Genomic DNA, 20,093 nt, shown 5'->3' with positions numbered 1-20,093 from the left:
GGAACCGCAAGTGGAGTGAAGTGAACTCTTTCGCGTAGATACTGGAGGAAACCATGCGTGGATCCGGGCTTCCTCGGCGGAAATACGCGTACCAGGGGCGGTGGATGGCTTGATCGATGCGCGCGGCGCAGGCTCGGGTGGTGCGGGAGCGCCGCGGTATTCGACCGAAGGAGTGTTAATGATCGTCGTGACGGGAGCCACCGGGACCGTCGGCCGGGCCGTGGTCGACCAATTGCTGGCGCGGGGCGCCCGGGTGCGGGCGGTGGCGCGGCGGCCGCAGGGTGCGGGGCTGCCGGACGGGGCCGAGCCGGTGCGCGCCGACCTCGGTGAGCCCGAGGGATTGGCGGAGGCTTTCGCGGGCGCGGATCGAGTGTTCCTGCTGTCCGCCGGTCCCGACATTCCGCGGCACGACCGCAATGTCGCGAAGGCGGCGGCGCACGCGGGGGTCGCGCACATCGTGAAGCTGTCCTCCGGCCGGGCGGGCGACGAGGCGGCGACCGATCCGATTCCGATGTGGCATCGCGCGGGGGAGCGGGCGGTGCGGGAGGCGGGCACCGCGTGGACTATGGTGCGCCCCTTGGGATTCATGTCCAACGCGCTGCACTGGGCGTCAACGATCCGCGGCGGCGACACCGTGTACGCGCCGTACGGGCAGGGGCGGATCGCCGTCGTCGATCCGCACGACATCGCCGCTGTCGCAACGACATCCCTCACCGAACCCGGCCACGAGGGCCGGACCTATACGCTCAGCGGGCCGCGGGCACTGTCACCCGGCGAGCAGACCGAGATCCTGGCCGAGGTGCTCGGCCGACCGCTGCGCTACGAGGAGACGACACCGGACCAGGCGCGGGCGGCGCTGCTGAACTTCGGCGTCGATACCGAAATGGCCGACGCCATCATGGCTTTGCGCGCCACGGCGCTGGAGTCGTTCACCTCGCGGGTGCATCCGACGGTCGAGGAGGTCACCGGCCGCTCGCCGCGCACCTTCTCCGACTGGGCTCTCGGGCACCGCGCGGACTTCGAATGACCTAGGGCGTCAAGGGCCTGCGGCGCGGAGTCACCCGGCGGTGGGCGATGCGCCAGCCGTCCGCGGTGCGGCGGACGATGTCGTCGTAGGTGACGCTGGCGACCGTGCCGTCGACGGCGACCCCGATTCCCTTGGCGCGCACCAGCACCGTGTCGCCGTCGGTCGCGGTGATGACGATATTGGTGACGTGATGGCCCACCGGATTGCCATCGCCGAGTTCGAGTGCCGCGTCCCGCAGGGCATCTCGCCCGTGTACCAGCCCCGCGCCGTACTCGTTCATGTCGTAGACGACATCGTCGGTGAACACCTCGCTCATCCGGTCGAAATCGCCGGCATCGCTGAGATGCCCGTGTAATGCCAGCAGTTCGTGGATGGCCAGCCGGTCCGTCATCGAGATCATGGCCGACAGTATGTGGCCGAGCGCCGTCACCTCGCGCGCGGTTTCTCCGGCGGAGTCCACGCGGCCACCAGATCGAGCAGCCCGGGGAAGCGTTCCTCGAGGTCGTCGATGCGGACCTGGCTGCGGCGCTCCAGCCCGTACTGCCGCTGGCGCAGCACCCCGGCCTCCCGCAGCGCGCGGAAGTGATGGGTCAGCGACGATTTCGGGCGGGGGATGCCGAACCAGCCGCAGGGATGATCGTAGGCCTCGGCGTCCAGCAGCAGCTTGCGCACGATGCCCATCCGCAGCGGATCGCTGAGGGCGCCCATCACGGTCTCCAAGCGCAGTTCCCCGACCGCCGGTTCGTCGAGCGCAGGCGGGGTGCCGGGTGGTTCGGGATGCCGCGCCCAGGCGGCTCGGGTCGTGGGGGCCATATCGACACTGTACGACTTTTCTCGTAATGGTGCTACAGTACGACTCCGATCGTACTTATACGAGATTTCTCGTACTGTCCCGGAGGATCGAATGGCTACCCTCACCCTGCCCCGACCGGCGGCGATGCCGGTCACGACCGGCCGCATCTGGTTCGCCGCCTGGCCGGTTTTCGCGGTCTTCGTGCTCTCGAATGCCGCGACCCCGCTGTATCCGCTGTGGCAGACCCGGCTCGGCTTCTCGGCCGGGACGATGACGGTGATCTTCGCCGGGTATATCGCCGGGCTGATCGGTGCCCTGCTGGTCGCCGGTGTGCTGTCGGATCGGATCGGACGGCGGCCGGTGCTGCTGCCGGGGCTGGGGCTGGCCGTGCTCGCCTGTGTGTTGTTCGCTACCGCCGATTCCGTGCCGGTGCTGGGCCTGGCCCGGGTGCTGACCGGTATCGCGGTCGGCGCGACGGTGGCGGCGGGGATGGCGGCCGTCGCCGATATCGCCGGCGCGGAGCGAAAGGGCTTGGCGGCCTTGGCCGCATCCACGGCCATGGTGTTTGGTGCGGGCACCGGGCCGCTGCTGGCGGGCGTGCTCTCCGAGCTCTTCCCGGCGCCGACCGTGGTGGTCTTCGTCGTCGAGATGGTGCTGCTGGCGTCGGCGATGGTGATCGCGGCCCGGCTGCCGTCATCGGGCCCGAAGGCGAAAACTGTTGGCCGCGTGCGCATTCCGGCCGTGCCGCGGGAGAATCGCCACCAGCTGGCGGCCGGTGTGGCCGTGTTCGCGCCGGGCATCACCGCGACGTCGTTCGTGCTTTCGCTGGGCCCCGCGCTCCTGATCGAGCTTGTGGGTGCGAGCAACCGGATCATCGCGGGTGCCATGGCCTTCGCGATGTTCGCCGCGGCCACCGCGGCCCAGTTCGCGGCGCGGTCGCTGGCCACCCGGTCGGTGCTGCTGACCGGGGCTATGTCGACCGTCGCGGCCATGGTGGCATTGGGCCTCGCGCTGTCCACCGGCGCGCTGCCCGCGCTGATCGCCGCCGCTCTGCTCGCGGGTGCGGGGCAGGGCCTGGGTCAGCTCGGCGGCCTGACCCTGCTGTTCTCCGCGGTGCCCGACGCCCGGCGTGCGGAGGCCAATTCGGCGCTCAATATCGGCGGCTACATTCCGGCGGCTACCCTGCCCGTCGCGGCCGGATTCCTCGGCGACGGCATCGGATTGTCATGGGGCACAGGAGTTTTCGCCATCGTCCTGGGCGCCCTTGCGCTGTTCGGGATGCTTGCCGTCCGGCGTGGCACGGCTGTCGCCTAGACGCGCCGCTCGCCCGCCGATCCTCGTCGGCGGCGGTGGCGAGCAGAAGACGCTGCTGCTGGTGGCCCGCCACACGGACGCGGGCAATCTGTTCGCCGCCACGCCGCAGGACGTGGCGCACAAACTCGAGGCACTGCGCCGCGGAGGGCCGCGACTACGACGCGATCGGCAAGACGGCCGTCGCGGTCGGCCGCGTTGCCGGGCGCGCGGCCGGTGGGGATATAGCGTCGTTTGCTGGATGGTTACCGATCGGCTCGTCGAACGGAGGTCAGGATGCACGCCATAACCCACGCGCTGGCGCTGGCCGGGTCGATGACCTGGGAGATCCTGTGGGCGCTGATCCTCGGATTCACGCTCTCGGCGGTCGTGCAGGCGGTGGTCCGGAAGTCGACGATCGTGCGGTTGCTCGGCGACGACCGGCCCCGCACGCTCGCGGTGGCGTCGGTGCTGGGCGCGGCCTCGTCGTCGTGCTCCTACGCGGCGGTGGCGCTGGCGCGCTCGCTGTTTCGCAAGGGCGCGAACTTCACCGCGGCGATGGCCTTCGAGATCGGCTCCACCAATCTGGTCGTCGAACTCGGCATCATCCTGGCCCTGTTGATGGGCTGGCAGTTCACCGCGGCCGAATTCGTCGGCGGCCCCATCATGATCGTGCTGGTGGCGGTGCTGTTCCGGCTGTTCGTGCGGTCGCGCCTGATCGAGGAGGCCCGGCGGCAGGCCGACCGGGGCATGGCCGGATCGATGGAAGGCCATGCGGCCATGGACATGTCGGTGACCGGCGAGGGGAGTTTCCTGCGCCGGCTGCTGTCGCCGCGGGGCTTCACGTCGGTCTCGCACGTCTTCGTGATGGAGTGGGCGGCGATCCTGCGCGATCTGATCATCGGGCTGCTCGTCGCCGGGGCGATCGGTGCGTGGGTGCCGGATTCGTTCTGGCAGAACTTCTTTCTGACCGACCATCCGGTGCTGTCGGCGATCTGGGGGCCGATCGTCGGGCCGGTGGTGGCCATGCTGGCCTTCGTCTGCTCGATCGGCAACGTGCCGCTCGCGGCGGTGCTGTGGAACGGCGGCATCAGCTTCGGCGGCGTGGTGGCCTTCATCTTCGCCGACCTGCTGATCCTGCCGATCCTCAACATCTATCGCAAGTACTACGGCACCCGGATGATGCTGACCATCCTCGCCACCTTCGACGCGGCCATGGTCGCCTCCGGCTATCTGGTCGAAATCCTGTTCGGCACAGCGGGACTCATCCCCTCCGAGCGCAACGCCATGGTGATGGAGGAGGGTATCCGGTGGAACTACACCACCTGGCTGAACATCGTGTTCCTGGTGCTGGCAGCGGTTCTGGTCGTGCGCTTCGTCCGCACCGGCGGAGTTCCCATGCTGCGCATGATGGGAGGATCACCCGAGGCCGAACACGAGCACGGCGGGCACCAGTGACCATCACTCGACGGCGTGTGCGCGCTCCCGCGGCGGACCCGACCGTAGGGTGAACGTCGTGCGCATTCTGGTGGCCGACGACGATCCCGTGGTCCGCGAGGTGGTGCGGCGCTATCTCGAACGCGACGGGCACACCGTCGTGGAGACCGCCGACGGCCCGGCCACCGCGGAGGTGCTGGCGCGCAACGAGATCGACCTGGCCATCCTGGATGTGATGATGCCGCCGCCGGACGGTATCGAGCTGTGCCGGAGGGTGCGCGCGGGACGCCACCCCGACACGCCGATCATCCTGCTGACCGCGCTGGGCGAGGAAGAGGACCGGGTGGTGGGCCTGCGCTCCGGCGCCGACGACTACATCGTGAAGCCGTTCAGCCCCCGCGAACTCGCGCTGCGGGTGGCGTCGGTGCTGCGCCGGGCCCGCCGTCCGGCGCCCGCCGAGCAGGTGCTGAGCAGCGGGGTGATCGAGGTGCACGCGGCGGCACAGGCGGTCCTGGTCGACGGTCGGCGCGTGGAACTGACCGCCCGCGAATTCGATCTGCTGGCGTTCCTGCTCGCCCATCCGCACCAGGTGTTCGGCCGGAGCGAACTGCTTGAGCGCGTCTGGGGCTGGAGCTTCGGCGACCAGTCCACGGTCACCGTGCACATCAAACGCCTGCGCGCGAAACTCGGTGCCGCGCATCGGATCGAGACCGTCTGGGGCCGCGGGTACGCGTGGGACCGGCCGGGTGAGGAGGGCCGCGATGCCGACTGATCTGCCCGGCCTGGTCGGATATGCGCTGGCGGGATCGGTGCCCGTGGTGATCCTGGGCGCCGTCGCCATTCGGCTGACCCACAATCGCAGCCTGACCACCAGCATGGTGGTGCTCGTGCTGATCCCGACGCTGGCGACCCTGGCCGGTGTGATCGCGGTGAGCGGCATGATGTTCACCGACGAAATGCGGCGGATCGGGGTGGTGCTCGGCGTGGTCACCGTGGTGGCGGTGCCCGCCGCGATCGCGCTGGGTCGCGCGCAGGCGCGGAAAACGGTGTGGGAGAGGCAGATGCGCGAACAGGAACGGGCCGCCGAACGTTCCCGCCGCGAACTCGTGACCTGGGTGAGCCATGATCTGCGCACCCCGCTCGCGGGGATCCGGGCGATGGGCGAGGCACTGGTCGACGGGGTGATCGACCGGCCTGACACCATCGAGCGCTACGCGAATCAGATTGTGCGCGAGACACATCGGGTCGCCACCATGGTCGACGACCTGTTCGAGATGTCGAAGATCAACTCCGGTGCGCTGCGGCTCACCCCGGAACCGGTGGATCTGCGCGAGCTGATCGACGAGGTGGCCGCCGCCAACCAGCCGACCGCGTCCCGGGCGCGGGTGAAACTCACCGCGCGGCAACCGGATTCGCCGATCGTCGTGACCGGTAGCGATCGGGCCCTGACCCGGGTGCTGACCAATCTGGTGGTCAACGCCATCGAACACACCCCGCCCGGAGGGCGCGTGGACATCTCCGCGGGCGTCGCCGACGGCACCGCCGTCCTTCGCGTCGACGACACCGGGCCGGGTATCGCCGCGGCCGACCTGCCCCGCATCTTCGAGATCGCCTACCGCGGCACCGCCGCCCGTTCCCCGGCGGCCACCGATATCGGCACCAACAGCGGCATGGGGCTCGCGATCGCCGCCGGGCTGGTCCAGGCACATCGTGGCGAGGTCACCGCCCGGAATCTGGACGTGGGCTGCCGCTTCGAGGTCCGGCTGCCGCTCCCGGCCTGATCGAGCCGCCGGGCGGACCCGATGCGGGCGAGGTCAGGCGATGGCGTAGTCGCCGAGGGCGGGCTCGAGCAGGCCGAATACCCGGTGGGCCGCGTCGGTGGCGGCGGTGGCGATGCGCCTGCGGGATCGGCCCTGCAGCGTGAGCTCCTGGACTCGCTGGAACAGCAGGCGATGTGCGGCGCCGAGCTGGGCCGCGGCCGCCCGGCGGGTGATGTCGTCGCCGGGCAGCGCCTCGGCGAGGGCCAGTTCCCGTAGTTCGTGGAGTTCGCGCAGGCGCGCCACGAGCGTGGGGCTCTCGGCGATCATCCGGCAGAAATCGGGGCCGGAGAAACCGGCCAGTGGATCGAAACGAGCTGTGGCGGCCAGGAATTCGGCCCGCAGCGCGGCCAGTGCGGATTCTCCCGTCGCTCGGGCGCGGACGGTATCGGCGAGCGAGGCCACGAACCGCTGGTGGATGTCCAGCGCCAGGTCCTCCTTGCGCGGGAAGTAGTTCGTCACCGTCTTCTTCGCGACTCGGGCCGCCTCGGCGACCTCGGCGATGGTGGTGGTCTCGAACCCGCGCTCGATGAACAGGCGGGTGGCGTGGTCGGAGATGGACTGCCGGGTCTCTTGCTTCTTGATCTCCCGCAGTCCCGGTGCCTCGGGACTCATGGAGGAAGATTACCACGAGAGTAAATTTCCTATTGACGTACTGAATGCACCGGACATAAAGTTACGCCCATCGTAAGTTTCTGGAAGGAGGTGGAGATGCTGCCACGGAACACCTGCTGAACGTGTCCCTTACCGAGCCGGACATCCCGGCACCGAGCAACCGAAAGGCACGATCAGTGCGCAAGATTCGATTCACCGGCCGTCCCGAACTCGTCGAGGTGCCGCCGCCCGAACCCGGGCCGGGGCAACTGCTGGTGCGCACCGAACTCGTCGGGGTTCATCTCGGGCTGGTGCGAACACTGAAGGCGGGCAACGGTTCCGAGCCCGGGGGCGAAATGGTGGGCACCGTCGTGGCGATCGGGCCCGGCGTGCCCGTGGGCTGGCTGGGCAAGCGGGTCGGTGGCGTGGTGTTCCACTCCGTGTACGCCGACGAGGTGCTCGCGGATCCGGCCCTGGTGACCGAGATTCCCTCCGGGACAGCCGCCGCCGACGCCCTGGCCGTGGTGCGCGGCGGCCTGGTGGCGTTGGGCGCGGTGCGGGCCGGTCGGTGCGTCGGAGGTGAATCGGTGCTGGTCACCGCCGCGGCGAGCGGTAGTGGCCACCTGGCGGTGCAGATCGCGCGGGTGCTCGGCGCCGCGCGGGTCGTCGGCGCGGTCGGCACGCTCGACAAGGCCGGTTTCGTGCGCGAATGCGGTGCGGATGCGGTCGTGTCGTACGACGAGCCGTGGAACGAGCGATTCGATGTCGTCGTCGACGGCGTCGGCGGCGACCTGGTGGCCCGCGGCGTCGAGGCACTCGCCCCGCGCGGCCGATTCGTCGCCTACAGCGCCGGTGGCGGCACCGTGGCGGCGGGCAGCCTGCTCGCGGAGCTGAAGACCGTCACCGGATTCTCGGTGGGGCTGCAGGCCCGCACCGACCCGGAGGCGCTCGATTCCGCTCGCGCCGAGCTGTGGAAAATGCTGTCGGACAACCACATTCGGCCACGGCATATTGAGTTCACCATCGACCACATCACCGACGCCCTCGACCTGATCGAGACCCGCCGCAACCGCGGCCGCGTCCTCCTCCGCACCGCACCGGCCACGCGGTGAAAGTCAGCCGCGCCGATGCCGGGTAGTCGTGGCGATCAGCAAGCCTGCTCCATCTCCTCGCACCCCTTGCATGTTCCCGCACGGGTTACGAGAGCCTGCAGAGGGTGCGGGAACATGCAGGGGGTGCGAGGAGGGCGGGGCGGGTGAACCTGCGGCGCACGATCGTCGTAGTTCTGGGTGCAGGTATCGACAGGGGTGATTACCGTGGCCGCACTCGCGCCGTTCTACCGGGACGTTCAGTCGCACTACGACGTGTCCGATGATTTCTACCGGCTGTTCCTCGACCCGACCATGACCTACAGCTGCGGCTACTTCGAGCACGACGATGCGACCCTGGAACAGGCGCAGCTGGCGAAGATCGATCTGGCGCTGGGCAAGCTGGACCTGCGGCCGGGGATGACACTGCTGGACATCGGCTGTGGCTGGGGGTCGACGATAGTACGTGCGGCCCAGCGTTATTCGGTGCGAGTTGTCGGGCTCACCCTGAGCCGCAACCAGTTCGACCACGCCACCGCCGAGATCCGGCGGCTCGGCCTGACCGATGCCGAGGTGCGGCTGCAGGGCTGGGAGGAGTTCGACGGCAGCGCCGACCGCATCGTCAGCATCGGCGCCTTCGAACATTTCCGCCGCGAACGCTACGAGGAGTTCCTCCGGCGCTGTCACGACATGCTCCCGTCCGACGGAAGAATGCTGCTGCACACCATCATCGGGCATACCCTGGCCGATCTGAAACGCATGGGTATCCCGGTGAGCCGCGAGAACGCGCTGTTCCACATCTTCATGAAGCGCGAGATCTTTCCGGGCGGGCAGCTGCCGCAGCCCGCCGAGATCACCCGGCTCGCCGGTCGGGCGGGTTTCGGCACCGAACGGATCCAGGCGCTGCAGCCGCATTACGCGCGCACGCTCGACGAATGGGCGCGACGGCTGCGCGAGCATCGCGACGAGGCGATCGCCGTCACCGGCGAGGCGACCTATGCGCGATATCTGAAATACCTCACCGGCTGTGCGGCGCACTTCCGCAGCGGGCACCTCGACGTCATGCAGTTCACACTGGTGAAATGACTACAGCACGGCCTGGGTCTGGGTGACCTTGCCGACGAGTTTGCCTGCGTCGTCGTGGATTTCGGTCTCCACGACAATGAAGCTGCGCCCGGTGTGCAGGGCCCGCGCGGTGGCCACCGCGTGCCCGGACCGCACCGCGCGCAGGAAGTTCGTCTTCGATTCCACAGTGGTCGTGCCCTGTTTGCCCTCGGGCAGGTTCAGGTACGCGCACACCGCCGCGGTCGAATCCGCCAGCGACATCAGCACACCGCCGTGCAGCGCCCCGCCCAGCGTGCACAGGCTCTCGTCCCAGGCCAGCCGGCTGCGCACCACCTCGGGCCCGTGCTCGAGCACCTCGACGCCGAGCTTCTCGGTGAACGGCATGGTCTTGTGGAACAGCTGCGTGCCCTCGGTATCGATCATGCGGTGAGCATGCCGGTCGCGACGGCGCGGGTCGATTACCTGCCGGGTAATGGGCCCGGCTCGCGGACCGCGGTTTCCGCGACGGTCGCGGGGACCACGCGCGGCCCGCCCGGCCACCAGTTGGCCGGGCCCATGAGTTTCACCAGCGCGGGCACCAGCAGCATGCGCACCAGCGTGGCGTCGATGACGAGCGCGATGATCATGCCGAGGCCGAGGAACCGCATCGGCGTCAGCGGCGACAGCGTGAAAGCCCCGGTGATGACGACGAGAAGCGTTGCCGCGGCGGTGATTACGCGCGCCGTCTTGACGATGCCGGTGCGGACGGCGGCGGCGGTATCGGCTCCCGCCTGCTGCGCCTCGGCCATCCGCGAGAGCAGGAACACCTCGTAGTCGGTGGACAGCCCGAACACGACCGCGATGATGAGCACCATCATGCCCGCCGACAGCGGGCCGACGCTGACATGCAATACCCCGGCGAGATGCCCCTGGTAGAAGATCCAGGTCAGCACGCCGAAGGTGGCGGCGAGGCTGACGAACGCCATCGCGACGGCCTTCACCGGCAGCAGTGCCGACCGGAACGCGACCAGCAGCAGGATCAGGGTGGCCGCGACCATCACCGCGATCATCAGCGGCATGCGCGACTCGATGGCCCGCACGCTGTCGACATTGGCCGCCGACTGCCCGCCGACCTGCAGCGAGATCCCCTCCGGCACGGGCAGGCCCCGGATCGCGGCGACGATATCGGTGGCCGGTTGCGAACGGTCGGGCACGTCGAGGGCGGCGTGCAGGATGACGCCGTCGGTGGAGCGGCCCAGCTCCTGCACCTGGTGCACGCCGGGGACATCGCCGATCTCGCGGGTCAGCGCGGTGAGTGTGGCATGGCGGTAGGCGTCGTCGCCGCGCACCAGCACCGTGGCTCCGCTGCTGGCGGCGGGAAAGTCGGCCGCGAGTTCTTCGACGGTGGCGCGCATCGCATTTCCGGCGGGCAGCGCCGTGTGGTCGATATCGCCGAGCCGGGCTCCGGTCAGCGGCAGCGCCAGCGCGACCAGCAGCGCGGTGATGGCGAGCGCGACCGCGCCGGGCCGCTTCAGTACCGCGTCCACGACCCGGCCCCAGATCCGCGCCGCGCGCCGCTCGCCGCGCGCGAAAGCGTCTGCGCGCCAACTCCATTTCCCGATTCTCCGGCCGAGCAGCAGCAGCGCGGCGGGCAGGACGGTGAGCGACAGCAGCGCCGCCAGCACCACCGCGGCGATGGCGCCGAAGCCGAGCGAGCGCAGCACGGCCTGCGGGAATACGAACGTGCCCGCGAACGCGCACACCAGCAGCAGCGCCGAGAACGCCACGGTCCGCCCGGCGGTCGCCATCGTGCGCGCCACCGCGTCGGGGACAGCGCGCCCGTCGGCGAGCTCCTCCCGGAACCTGCTGACCACGAAAAGCCCGTAGTCGATGGCCAATCCGAGGGCCAGCAGCGACGCGATGTTCATCGCGAAGACGCTGACCTCGGTGACACGTGCCATCATGCCGACCGCACCCAGCGAGCCGAGCATGGCGAGCACGCCGACCAGGACCGGCAGCCCGGCCGCGACGACGCCGCCGAACACCAGCACCAGGATCGCGAGAGTGACCGGCAGCGAGACGGATTCGGCGAGCACCAGGTCGTGGCGGGACTGATCGCTGATCTCGGCCGCCAGGGCGCTGAAGCCGCTGAACCGGGTCTCGACGCCCGGAACGCGCAGCGCCGCAGCGATATCCGGATAGGCCGCGATGCGCTGATTGTCGTCTCCGGCGGCGAAGACCACGGCCAGCGCCTGGCGGCCGTCCGCGGAACGCAGGAAGCCCTGCCGCGGCGGCGCGTTGTTCCAATAGGTTTCGACCCGATGCGCCAGCAGCCCGGGATCGATGCGGTCCACGGCCTGCTGCACCTGCGCGCCGAGATCGGCGAGCGTGCGGCCCTCCGGCACCGTGTAGACCGCGATGACATCCGGGTTCTGCGGCCCGAGCCGTTCCTCGGCGACGCGGTCGACCAGCGCGGACTCGCTGCCCGGATCGGTGAATCCGGCGGCGCTGACCCGGCTCGGCAGGTCCGCGCCGAACAGCCCGCACAGCAGCGCGAATCCGATCGCGACGGCCAGCACGAGCCTCGGCCGCGCCGCCACCGCGCGTACCCAGGCCCTCATGCCACGGTCGAATCTCGGTGCGGCAGTTCGGCCTCGAGGGTCTCGGCGATCCGGTCGAGCAGTGCCTCCAGCCGGTCCTCGAGGCCGCGGCCGTTGCGGGCCGACACCGTGAGCTCGGTGCGACCGCCGGATTCGACCATCCCGAACAGCAGCGGCATCGCCACGCTGTGCTGCGGCAGCACCCGCACCGAGGTCGGGGCGAATCCGGGCACCCGGAGCGCGGGCAGATCGAAGCGGCCCATATGAGATACCGTGGCCGAGGCCAGATTTCGGCCGTATCTCGAACCCAGCCAGTTGGTGGTGCGCAGAATGGCGCGGCCGACCGGGTGCGGGAGGTTCGCCATGCCGCTGGCGGCCATCTGGTTCAGCTCGCGGCGCTCGCGCAGCCCGGTGCGCTTGTCCGCGTTGATCTCCGTCCAGTCCTGCCCGGGCGCTACGTCCAGGAACAGGGGAAGGGCGAGATTCGCGGTGGACCGCAGCTGCGGATCGTGGCGGCGCAGGTCGACCGGGACCATGATGCGCTGTACCGAGCCCGCCTCCGCCGCGAGCAGGGCCGCGACCCGCGCCACCGCCCCCGATCCGGTGGCGTGAATCGTGCGGTGCCGCAGCAGATGCCGCGCCACATCGCGCTCCTGGCGCCCGTGCCCGATCGCGGACCGGAACCGCGGCAGCATGGGCGTCGGACGGCCCGGCGCCCCGACCTTGCCGACCAGCTCCCGATCGGCGACGGGATCCCGCATGGCCCGCGGTGTTTCGCCGCGCAACGCCCGGAACACGTTGTCGGCCCACAGGATCATGCCCATGCCGTCCATGACGCCGTGGAAGACCCGGAACACCAGCGACACCGGCTCGCCGGTCAGCAGCAGAATCTCGCACGTGGTCTCCGGCCGCGGCCCGATCGGGCTGGTGAGTACCGGATCCTCCTCCAGCCGTGGGTAATTCACCGCATGACCGGGGACCTCGCGGACCGCCGGTGGCACACCGCTGTCGACCCAGTAGCGTCCGTCGCGGACCAGCCGCGCGCCGGGGCAGGACTCGGCGGCGACCGCGACGGCCCGGCGCAGCGCCTCGGCATCGAGCGTGCCGGTGCCCTGGAACTCCAGCTGCATGAGGAACGGTGGCGCCATATCCCGCATCGGGAAGTACATCCGCTCGGTGGGGGAGATGCGGCGACGGAAGACGGTGCTCATGATCGACTCCTGGGGCAAACGGTCAGCGCAGGTCGCGGGTGAGTTCGGCGACGCCGCCGACGGTGTCGAGCCAGGCCAGGAACTCGGCCAGGCCGCGATCGCGATCGATGATCGGCCGATAACCGAAATCCCTGGTGGCGGCGGTGGTGTCGTAGGTGGCCGTGCGGGTCATCAGCGCCACGGCGTAGCGCGAGAGCGGCGGAGACCAGCGGCGGGCGACCGCGGGGATGCGCCACACCGTCTCGAGGGCCGCGACGACGGCGTTGATCACGCGCGGGTCCGGGGCGCGGGTCGGCGGTGGGTATCCGAGCCCCCCGGCGACCTCGGCGAGGAAGGCCCAGACGTTCGTCCGCTCGGCGTCGGCGATGAAATACGGCTTGCCGCCGACACTGTCGGAGGCGGCGGCCTTGACGCAGGCGTCCACGATGTTGTCCACGTGGCACAGCGAGGCGTAGACGTCGCGGCCGAACGACAGGTCCGGGAGCTTGCCGTCGGCGGTGCGGCCCAGCAGCCGCACGATCGGTCCGGATCGGTCGCCCGCGCCCCAGATCGCCCGCGGGCGCAGCGCGCAGGTCGTGAAACCCGGTGCGTCGGCGGCCAATACGGCTCGTTCGGCCGCGGCCTTGGTCTCGGAGTACAGGTTGAGGTAGCGGCGCGGATAGGGGACCGACTCGTCGATGTTCACCTGGTCGCCGCCGTCGCGATCCATCAGCGCGCTCGGGCTGGAGACGAAGACGAAGCGCGCCGCCTTCGCCCGCCGCGCCGATTCCAGCAACCGCTCGGTGCCGCGCACGTTCTCGTCCCAGAACTGCGCCCGGGTGCCGCGCTCGTCGACCCGTGCGGCGCTGTGGAATACGACGTCGACACCGGCGGTCGCGCGCGCCAGCGAGGGCTCGTCACCGAGATCGCCGTAGCTGACCTCGACGCCGTCCAGGTCCTGGATGCCGCGCAGGTTGCTGGTGGGCCGGGCCAGCACCGCGACCTTGTGGTCGCCGTCGCGAACCAGCCGCCGCACCAGGGCGCCGCCGAGGAATCCGGACGCACCGGTTACCAGAGCCTTCATAGATCCTCCTGCGTGCGCCACCAGGTGAGGCCGAATATCTGGGTCAGTACCGCGGTCTCGAGAGGCGATCGCCCGCTGCCCCGCGCCGCGCGCAGCGCCGCGGGAATCTGCGCCGCGTGCACGACGATGCTGAGGAACGCGTCGGTCCACCACACGACCCGCAGCGCCCGGTTGCGCGGTGCCCGGTCGGCCGCGACCGCGATCAGGCCCGCGGCGAGATAGAGCCAGCCGAGCACCGGGACGGCCCGCAGCGCGGTCGTTCTCATCGCCGCGCTCCCGCCCGTGCCGTCGCCCACTCCGCGAGCTGCTCGCGCCCGATCTTGGCGTTGTGCCGGATGTCGACCGGGAACGACGGATGGAACAGGAACTCCGAAACCGGTGCGGTGAGGTCGAATTCGGCACCGCGCTCCTTCAGCGCCAGGGCGACGGCGTCCCGATCGGCACCGTCCTCGAGTTCCACGCACAGCACCGGTCGCTGGGCACCCCGCGGGCCGACGCCGACGAGCGCGGTGCGCGCCACTCCCGGCACGACATTGAACACCTGCTCGACCTGCACGGTGAACATCGGTCCCTGCGCGGTGGTCACGCGCTGACTCTTGCGCCCGCAGAACCAGATTCGACCCTCGTCGTCGATGCGGGCCAGATCGCCCGTGCGGTGCCAGATCACGTCCCCCTCGGCGATCTTGCCGGTGGTGTTGGCCGCCCGCGGCCAGTAGTACCGGGTGCTGACGTTCGGGCCCGCGACGACCAGCTCACCGATGTCGCGAGTCGAATTCAGTTCGGCCGCAAGGGATTCGGCATCAATCCAGGTCGGAATCGGGTCGTCGGTGATGGCCACGACCCGTGCCCGCACACCCGCGGCCGGTCGCCCGATGCAGGTGCCGTCGCCGCGATGGGCGCGGTCGATGAGGCCGTCGGCCAGCTCGCGGGATTCGACGGTCGACATCGGCAGCGCCTCGGTGGACCCGTATCCGGCGAATATCCGCACGTCCGGGTCGAGCACCGCCCGCAGCCCGGATATGCACCAGTCCGGCACGGGTGCCCCGCCGGAGTAGATGCTGCGCAGCGTCGGCAGTGTCGCGCCCGTCCGCTCGAGATGCCGCAGCAGCGGGATCAGCACCGCGGGCGAGGCGAACATCGTGCGCACGCCGAACCGGGCGATCGCGTCGGCTACGTGCGCCGGATCGGTGGAGCCGACCTTGCCGGGAATCAACGGCGGGAGCACGCACCGGGATCCGAGCAGCAGATCCAGGATCCCCACCAGCGGTAGCGTGATCAGGGAGGTGCCCGGCGGTACCCCGTCCCGGGCCGCGTCCACCTGATCGACCATCGCCGCGAGGTTCCCGTGGGTGAGCTCGACGGCCTTGGCCGGGCCCGTGCTGCCGGTGGTGAACGCGATCAGCAGCGGATCCGCGTCGGGGGCCGGGGTGCGGGCGGGCAGGGTGCCCGTGGGTGTGCGGCCCCATCCGCGCAGCGTGGCGCCGCCCCAGAACCAGCGCCGCCCCACCGTCACCGGCACCCGCACGCCGCGGAAGTAGCGGCGGAACAGGACCCGGGCCGCGTGGGCCTGCGGAATCCCGATGAAGGCCCCGGCGTCGGCGGCCTGCAGGCAGCGCAGCATCTTGCGCAGCCCCATGCCCGGATCGATGGCGACCGGCACGGCGCCGATCTTCAACAGCCCCAGCATGATCGCGTACAACTCGGGGCTGGGCAGGACCAGCACGATCGTGCGGGTGCCGCTGGAAACGCCTGCCGCGGTGAGGCGTTCGGCGATCGCGTCGGACCACGCGTCCAGCTCGCGGTAGGTCAGTGGCCGGTAGCCGGGCAGTCCGTCGGCGCCCCGGCCGCAGGCGTAGAGCACCGCTTCCCGGTCGGGATCGGCCGCCACCACGTCCCGGAACCGGTCGACGGCCCGCCAGTAGGTGCCCGCGGTCACGCCGAGCCCCCGCTCATGCCCGCGCTCCGACCGGCGCGGGCAGCCGGTACAGCGCCGCCGCGGCCGACGGTCCGGCACCGGCCGCGACGAACAGCACGGTGGTGTACCCGCCGAGCGAATCCTGCTGTACCGCCAGGTCGTAGGCCAGCGGCAGCGCGGCGGTGTGCGGATCGCCCGCCGTCAGGTCGGGGGTGCGGATCTCCGCGATCCCGAGCTTGTCGGCGAGCTGGCGCGGGAAGGTGGCGCTCGGGGTCGAGGCGATCAGCACGGTGGTCGCCGGATCGAGATCACCGGCCTCGTCGAGCGCGGCCAGGGCGACCTCGGCGGCGGCGTCCAGGAGCCGTTCCTCGAAACCCGGCTCCCGCTCGACCGTCATCAGGGAGCGGCCGGCGGTACCCATGGTGGCCACATCGACGTACGACTCGACCGCGGGGCTCCCGCCGCCGGTCACCGTGTGCACGCGGCCGAACCCCTCGTCTTCCGCCGTGTGCTCCAGCAGCAGGGCGGCACCCGCTGTGGCATAAGGGAATTCGTCGTCGGCCTCGGACCGCGCCAGTGACGGATGGGTATCCCCGGAGACCACCAGCACATGCTCGGCACTGCCGGTCTCCAGCACCGACTGCGCCACCTGCACCGCGTTGAGCACGCCGACCGCGCCGTTCATCAGGTCGAAGGAGAACGACCGCGGATCGCCGTAGGAGTAGTCGAGCCCGATGCCCGCGGACTTCTGGATCAGCGCCGAGACGGCCGGTTCCACGGTGTTGGAATCGCGGAAGACCCCGGCGTTGATGAGCACGCCGACCTGGTCGGGCCGCACCCCGGCGCGCTCCAGGCTGCGCCGCGCGGCCCGGCCGCTGTGGTCCACGATGCTGAAAGTGTCGCCGTCGCTGCTGATTCCGGTGGATTTGATGCGCACGCCCATGACAAGAACCCCTAGACCTTCAGAGACGAAATCGTGGTGGACAGGAACCCGCCGACGACACCGGAGGCGGCCGGAACCAGCAGCAGCTTCGACCCGGCCGGAATCTCCTGGCGGCTCAGGTAGTCGTGCAGCACGATGAAATGCGAAGTGCTGGAGGTGTTTCCGTACTTGGAGATGACGTTGAGGTCCGGCGGCATCGGGGTGCCGAACTCGCGCTCGGCGATCGCATTCATGTACGGAATCGCCGCCGCGCCGAACTGGTGGTGGACGATGTAGTCGAAGTTCTCGTCGGCGAAGGTGGTGCCGCGCCGGGCGTAGAACTCGCGCTGGGTGTCGGTCCACCCCAGGAACCGTTCCTCGTTGTGCATCTTGCGGTTGTCGGTGTAGAGCGCCACGCCTTGGGACTTGTCACTGGGCATCCCCAGGCACAGATGCGAGAACTCCGACGCCGTCACCAACTCGACGTAATCGATCCGGTCGCGATCGTCGACCGAGCGATCCAGCACTACCGCCGCTCCGGAATCGCCGACGGTGAGCGAGGCGAATTGCAGGTCGTATTCTTCCGAAATTTCCTCGACCGCGGTTTCGGAGATCGGAGTAATGGCCTCGCCGCTGACCACCAGACCGTTGCGCACAATTCCGGCCCGAATCATCCGATCCAGAATGTAGGTACCGGTGAGCATTCCCGCGCAGGCATTGGAAAGGTCGAAAGTAATGGCCCGCCGGGCCCCGATGTGCTTGGCGATGGCCGAGGAGAACGAGGGCTCCATGTACATGCGGGTGCCGTGCCTGCTGCGCGTGATCGAGGTCGAGACGACCACGTCGAGTTCGGCGGGGGAGTACTGTGACCTGGACAAACAGTCCTCGGCAGCCTTGATGGCCAGGCTGAAGGAATCCTCGCGGGACTCCGGCCGGGTGTCGTGCACGCGTCGTTCCTGCACGCCTGTGATCTTTTCGAGATCGAAGGCCGGCGGCACCTTCAGTCGCGACAGCAACTCTGCTGTGGTGACGGCTTTTTCGGGTAGATATGCGCCGATGGATTCGAAGCGGGAATGCGACACGTCGCCTCCTGGAAATGGGTGACGATTGCGATCGGAATTCGGGACGAGCAACGATGCTACCCAACGGTAACTAGTCCCACGACCAACCGCATCCACGCATTCCTCGACCACTGTCTGGGACGATCAATACATGTGACGCCAGGTTTCAGATATGGGCCATCTTCCGGCTACATTCCGATTTCGCGCGCTATCGGGCCCGTGGCAGCCCGTGGACGGGCTCATCGGCGGTGCCTGGCAAACCCGCGGATCATGTTGCCGTGGTGAGAATTCACAGCGAATGATTCGGGCAAATTGTGAGAGACCTCACCGCATACCGCGGATCCGGCGCTCGAAAGCGTTTGGCGCGCTGCTCAACTCAGTCGGGCCAGGATTGTGCGCGGCAACAGGGGAAGGACGAGATTCAGCGCGCGCCAAGGCCATTGCGGCACACACGCGCGCACGGGCTCGCGCTCGATCGCCGCGACCATCGCCGCGACGCCCTTGTCCATCGGCGCCACCAGCTTGGCGTCGCCCGCCTGCGCGGCCATATCGGTCGCGATGAATCCGGGCTGTACGGTCGTCACCGCGATCGGGCCGCGACGCAATTCGGTCGCCAGCCCCTCGCCCAGCGCGGACAGCCCGGCCTTGCTGGCCGAGTAGGCGGCCTTCTTCCCGGGCAGGCCGCGCACCGCGCTCATCGAGGAGATCAGCACGAGATGCCCGGCGCGCTGTTCCCGGAAGATCTGCAGGGCCGCCTCGGCCTGCGCGAGTGCGCTGACGAAATTCGTTGTGGCAGTCGCGATATTGGCGTCGGCGCGACCGGTGCCGAGTACCGCCCCCTTGCCCAGCCCGGCATTGACGATGATCCGGTCGAGCCCGCCGAGTTCGTCGCGCAGTTCGGCGAAGACGGTCGGCACGGCGGCGTGATCGTCGACATCGAGCGCGCGGACCGCGACGGTGATGCCGGGATGTGCCCGCAGCAGTTCGTCGCGCAGCTGCTCGAGGTTGCCCACCCGGCGTGCGCACAGGGCCAGATCGCGTCCCTGCTGTGCGAATTCGCGGGCCATGCCCGCGCCGAGACCCGAACTCGCTCCGGTGATGAGAATCCTGCGCCTGGTCATGCGCCAACCCTAATCGGGTCGGCGCATGACCGATCGGCGTCTACATCAGGTCGTCGAATTCACCCGCGCGGCATCCGCGGATCCACGCGGCGAGTTCGGCGCGGGTGAACACCAGGGTGCCCGCCTCCGGTCGATTGCTGTTGCGGACCGCCACCGTGGTGTCGGGCAGGGGTGCGCATTCCACGCAGTTACCGTCCGGACCGCTGAAACTGGACTTGCGCCAACTGGTCGCGGGCAGCCCGGCGATACGGGCGGCGTCCGACTCGGTCATCACTACCTCCAAGACAGGGTTTTCGATGTGCGCTGGTGCGATGTGCGCGGCAACATTGCCTTGCGACGGAGGCCGGTCACCCAGGTGGCAGCGGCCTCGATCCCCCTGGCCCGACTGGCGCATAGAACTGAGTAACCATTGGCAGTCGAGCTAATCGCGTCCTTACCGTACGTTCTGAATTCGGATAGCTGTAGGGTATTCGCCGGATTCGCAGGTTCATGACCCGGCAGGTCGGGGCACATTCTGGGGTGTTTGCCGGAGTCACACAGGCCCAGTGTGGTTGCTGACTGTATGCTGCGGACGGTCTAGGGTACGAATACAACGAGGTCGCAAGGGTTGTGCCGGTGTGGTCAATGTTTGCTGACCGGACGAGCGGCGGGCCCGTGGCCGCCTGATGCACACACAGATGCGGTTGCATCTGCTCGTGCACGAGTTTCCCGAGAATTCGCCGGATTCGCAGAGCCATTCCTCTGTCGCGACACAGACGCGATACGGAAGGCCACGGGGAATACCGTGAATTCGGTTTTCAGGACACCCGGTGTGCCCCCGCCGACGGCACCGCGACGAACGTCCGCGGCTCGGCGAAACCGGCGGTATGGAAGCGCTTCGCTATCGCCGCCGCCGTCCGGTCGCTGCGGGCGGCGTCGGTCAGGGCGATGATGCTGCCGCCGAAGCCGCCGCCCACCATGCGCGCGCCGTGCGCGCCCGCGTCCAGCGCCGCCTCGACCGCGGCGTCCAGCTGCGGCGTGGAGATCTCGAAGTCGTCGCGCAGCGAATCGTGCCCGGCCGTCAGGGTCGGTCCGATCGCGCGCGGATCGCCGCCGCCGCGCAGGGCGGCG

Annotated in this window: 20 protein-coding genes and 1 pseudogene; 7 read left to right on the top strand and 14 right to left on the bottom strand. The window is 69.5% G+C overall.

The features are described 5' to 3' along the window. Positions 1-178 precede the first annotated feature (178 nt). On the top strand, positions 179-1,027 hold the full coding sequence (locus tag QH290_RS20900; protein WP_280384614.1) for an NAD(P)H-binding protein: 849 nt from the start codon (positions 179-181) through the stop codon (positions 1,025-1,027). A 1-nt stretch (position 1,028) separates the two neighbouring features. On the opposite strand, the gene QH290_RS20895 is transcribed toward QH290_RS20900, so the two are convergent. Then, the gene (locus QH290_RS20895; RefSeq protein WP_280384612.1) at positions 1,029-1,487 is read right to left on the bottom strand and encodes a nuclear transport factor 2 family protein; all 459 of its coding nucleotides are present in this window, start codon (positions 1,485-1,487) and stop codon (positions 1,029-1,031) included. Then, a complete protein-coding gene (locus QH290_RS20890) occupies positions 1,454-1,840 on the bottom strand; it encodes an ArsR/SmtB family transcription factor (protein ID WP_280384609.1) in 387 nt (128 codons plus the stop codon). Before QH290_RS20890 ends, QH290_RS20895 begins: the two co-directional genes overlap by 34 nt. A 91-nt stretch (positions 1,841-1,931) precedes the next feature. Here QH290_RS20890 and QH290_RS20885 point away from each other — a divergent pair, with 91 nt between their 5' ends. The 4 genes from QH290_RS20885 (at position 1,932) to QH290_RS20870 (ending at position 6,328) form a co-directional block, all read left to right on the top strand. Further along, a complete protein-coding gene (locus tag QH290_RS20885) occupies positions 1,932-3,134 on the top strand; it encodes an MFS transporter (protein ID WP_342213751.1) in 1,203 nt (400 codons plus the stop codon). A gap of 273 nt (positions 3,135-3,407) precedes the next feature. Next, positions 3,408-4,568 (top strand): permease, encoded by a 1,161-nt coding sequence (locus tag QH290_RS20880; RefSeq protein ID WP_280384605.1) that lies wholly within the window; start codon positions 3,408-3,410, stop codon positions 4,566-4,568. Positions 4,569-4,617: 49 nt separating this feature from the next. Then, entirely contained in the window at positions 4,618-5,319 is a 702-nt protein-coding gene (locus QH290_RS20875) for a response regulator transcription factor (protein WP_280384603.1), read from the top strand. Further along, a complete protein-coding gene (locus tag QH290_RS20870; RefSeq protein ID WP_280384601.1) occupies positions 5,309-6,328 on the top strand; it encodes a sensor histidine kinase in 1,020 nt (339 codons plus the stop codon). Before QH290_RS20875 ends, QH290_RS20870 begins: the two co-directional genes overlap by 11 nt. Before the next feature lie 33 nt (positions 6,329-6,361). Here QH290_RS20870 and QH290_RS20865 read toward each other — a convergent pair whose 3' ends face one another. Continuing rightward, a complete protein-coding gene (locus QH290_RS20865; RefSeq protein WP_280384599.1) occupies positions 6,362-6,979 on the bottom strand; it encodes a TetR/AcrR family transcriptional regulator in 618 nt (205 codons plus the stop codon). Between the two features lie 176 nt (positions 6,980-7,155). On the opposite strand from QH290_RS20865, the gene QH290_RS20860 reads away from it, so the two are divergent. Both QH290_RS20860 and QH290_RS20855 read left to right on the top strand, forming a co-directional pair. After that, entirely contained in the window at positions 7,156-8,070 is a 915-nt protein-coding gene (locus QH290_RS20860; RefSeq protein WP_280384597.1) for a quinone oxidoreductase family protein, read from the top strand. 204 nt (positions 8,071-8,274) lie between these two features. After that, positions 8,275-9,132: a cyclopropane mycolic acid synthase family methyltransferase gene (locus QH290_RS20855; protein WP_280269779.1), complete on the top strand. Its 858-nt coding sequence runs from the start codon at positions 8,275-8,277 to the stop codon at positions 9,130-9,132. Here QH290_RS20855 and QH290_RS20850 read toward each other — a convergent pair whose 3' ends face one another. The 11 genes and pseudogenes from QH290_RS20850 to QH290_RS20800 form a co-directional block, all read right to left on the bottom strand. Beyond that, a complete protein-coding gene (locus QH290_RS20850) occupies positions 9,133-9,534 on the bottom strand; it encodes a PaaI family thioesterase (RefSeq protein WP_280384595.1) in 402 nt (133 codons plus the stop codon). A 35-nt stretch (positions 9,535-9,569) separates the two neighbouring features. After that, positions 9,570-11,711, bottom strand: a complete 2,142-nt coding sequence (locus QH290_RS20845) for an MMPL family transporter (RefSeq protein WP_280384593.1) — start codon at positions 11,709-11,711, stop codon at positions 9,570-9,572. Continuing rightward, entirely contained in the window at positions 11,708-12,901 is a 1,194-nt protein-coding gene (locus QH290_RS20840) for a peptide synthetase (protein ID WP_280384591.1), read from the bottom strand. The genes QH290_RS20845 and QH290_RS20840 overlap by 4 nt, the downstream gene beginning before the upstream one ends. Positions 12,902-12,923: 22 nt before the next feature. After that, the gene (locus tag QH290_RS20835) at positions 12,924-13,964 is read right to left on the bottom strand and encodes an NAD-dependent epimerase/dehydratase family protein (protein WP_280269775.1); all 1,041 of its coding nucleotides are present in this window, start codon (positions 13,962-13,964) and stop codon (positions 12,924-12,926) included. Further along, positions 13,961-14,230 (bottom strand): hypothetical protein, encoded by a 270-nt coding sequence (locus tag QH290_RS20830; RefSeq protein ID WP_280269774.1) that lies wholly within the window; start codon positions 14,228-14,230, stop codon positions 13,961-13,963. Before QH290_RS20830 ends, QH290_RS20835 begins: the two co-directional genes overlap by 4 nt. Continuing rightward, complete coding sequence (locus QH290_RS20825; RefSeq protein ID WP_280269773.1) at positions 14,227-15,900, bottom strand: fatty acid CoA ligase family protein; 1,674 nt, start codon at positions 15,898-15,900, stop codon at positions 14,227-14,229. Before QH290_RS20825 ends, QH290_RS20830 begins: the two co-directional genes overlap by 4 nt. A gap of 13 nt (positions 15,901-15,913) precedes the next feature. Further along, positions 15,914-16,822: a hypothetical protein gene (locus QH290_RS20820; protein ID WP_280384589.1), complete on the bottom strand. Its 909-nt coding sequence runs from the start codon at positions 16,820-16,822 to the stop codon at positions 15,914-15,916. An 11-nt stretch (positions 16,823-16,833) separates the two neighbouring features. After that, positions 16,834-17,883 carry a 3-oxoacyl-ACP synthase III family protein gene (locus tag QH290_RS20815; RefSeq protein WP_280384587.1) on the bottom strand — a complete coding sequence of 350 codons (1,050 nt, stop codon included), beginning with the start codon at positions 17,881-17,883 and terminating at the stop codon, positions 16,834-16,836. A 350-nt stretch (positions 17,884-18,233) separates the two neighbouring features. Continuing rightward, positions 18,234-18,983 (bottom strand): SDR family oxidoreductase, encoded by a 750-nt coding sequence (locus QH290_RS20810; RefSeq protein ID WP_280265924.1) that lies wholly within the window; start codon positions 18,981-18,983, stop codon positions 18,234-18,236. Positions 18,984-19,023: 40 nt separating this feature from the next. After that, positions 19,024-19,254 carry a DUF397 domain-containing protein gene (locus QH290_RS20805; RefSeq protein WP_280265923.1) on the bottom strand — a complete coding sequence of 77 codons (231 nt, stop codon included), beginning with the start codon at positions 19,252-19,254 and terminating at the stop codon, positions 19,024-19,026. A gap of 526 nt (positions 19,255-19,780) precedes the next feature. Then, a pseudogene (locus tag QH290_RS20800) lies at positions 19,781-20,093 on the bottom strand (galactokinase); the annotation flags it as partial.

Source organism: Nocardia wallacei, from assembly GCF_029869545.1.
Classification (GTDB): Bacteria; Actinomycetota; Actinomycetes; order Mycobacteriales; family Mycobacteriaceae; genus Nocardia; species Nocardia wallacei_A.
The sequence above is the reverse complement of the archived record's forward strand: the minus strand, read 5'-3'. Positions and strand labels throughout refer to the sequence as shown.

Coding starts and splice junctions, on each gene's coding strand:
- QH290_RS20900 (WP_280384614.1), top strand. CDS start 179: ATGATCGTCGTGACGGGAGCCACCGGGACCGTCGGCCGGGCCGTGGTC.
- QH290_RS20890 (WP_280384609.1), bottom strand. CDS start 1,840: ATGGCCCCCACGACCCGAGCCGCCTGGGCGCGGCATCCCGAACCACCC.
- QH290_RS20885 (WP_342213751.1), top strand. CDS start 1,932: ATGGCTACCCTCACCCTGCCCCGACCGGCGGCGATGCCGGTCACGACC.
- QH290_RS20880 (WP_280384605.1), top strand. CDS start 3,408: ATGCACGCCATAACCCACGCGCTGGCGCTGGCCGGGTCGATGACCTGG.
- QH290_RS20870 (WP_280384601.1), top strand. CDS start 5,309: ATGCCGACTGATCTGCCCGGCCTGGTCGGATATGCGCTGGCGGGATCG.
- QH290_RS20865 (WP_280384599.1), bottom strand. CDS start 6,979: ATGAGTCCCGAGGCACCGGGACTGCGGGAGATCAAGAAGCAAGAGACC.
- QH290_RS20850 (WP_280384595.1), bottom strand. CDS start 9,534: ATGATCGATACCGAGGGCACGCAGCTGTTCCACAAGACCATGCCGTTC.
- QH290_RS20845 (WP_280384593.1), bottom strand. CDS start 11,711: ATGAGGGCCTGGGTACGCGCGGTGGCGGCGCGGCCGAGGCTCGTGCTG.
- QH290_RS20840 (WP_280384591.1), bottom strand. CDS start 12,901: ATGAGCACCGTCTTCCGTCGCCGCATCTCCCCCACCGAGCGGATGTAC.
- QH290_RS20835 (WP_280269775.1), bottom strand. CDS start 13,964: ATGAAGGCTCTGGTAACCGGTGCGTCCGGATTCCTCGGCGGCGCCCTG.
- QH290_RS20830 (WP_280269774.1), bottom strand. CDS start 14,230: ATGAGAACGACCGCGCTGCGGGCCGTCCCGGTGCTCGGCTGGCTCTAT.
- QH290_RS20820 (WP_280384589.1), bottom strand. CDS start 16,822: ATGGGCGTGCGCATCAAATCCACCGGAATCAGCAGCGACGGCGACACT.
- QH290_RS20810 (WP_280265924.1), bottom strand. CDS start 18,983: ATGACCAGGCGCAGGATTCTCATCACCGGAGCGAGTTCGGGTCTCGGC.
- QH290_RS20805 (WP_280265923.1), bottom strand. CDS start 19,254: ATGACCGAGTCGGACGCCGCCCGTATCGCCGGGCTGCCCGCGACCAGT.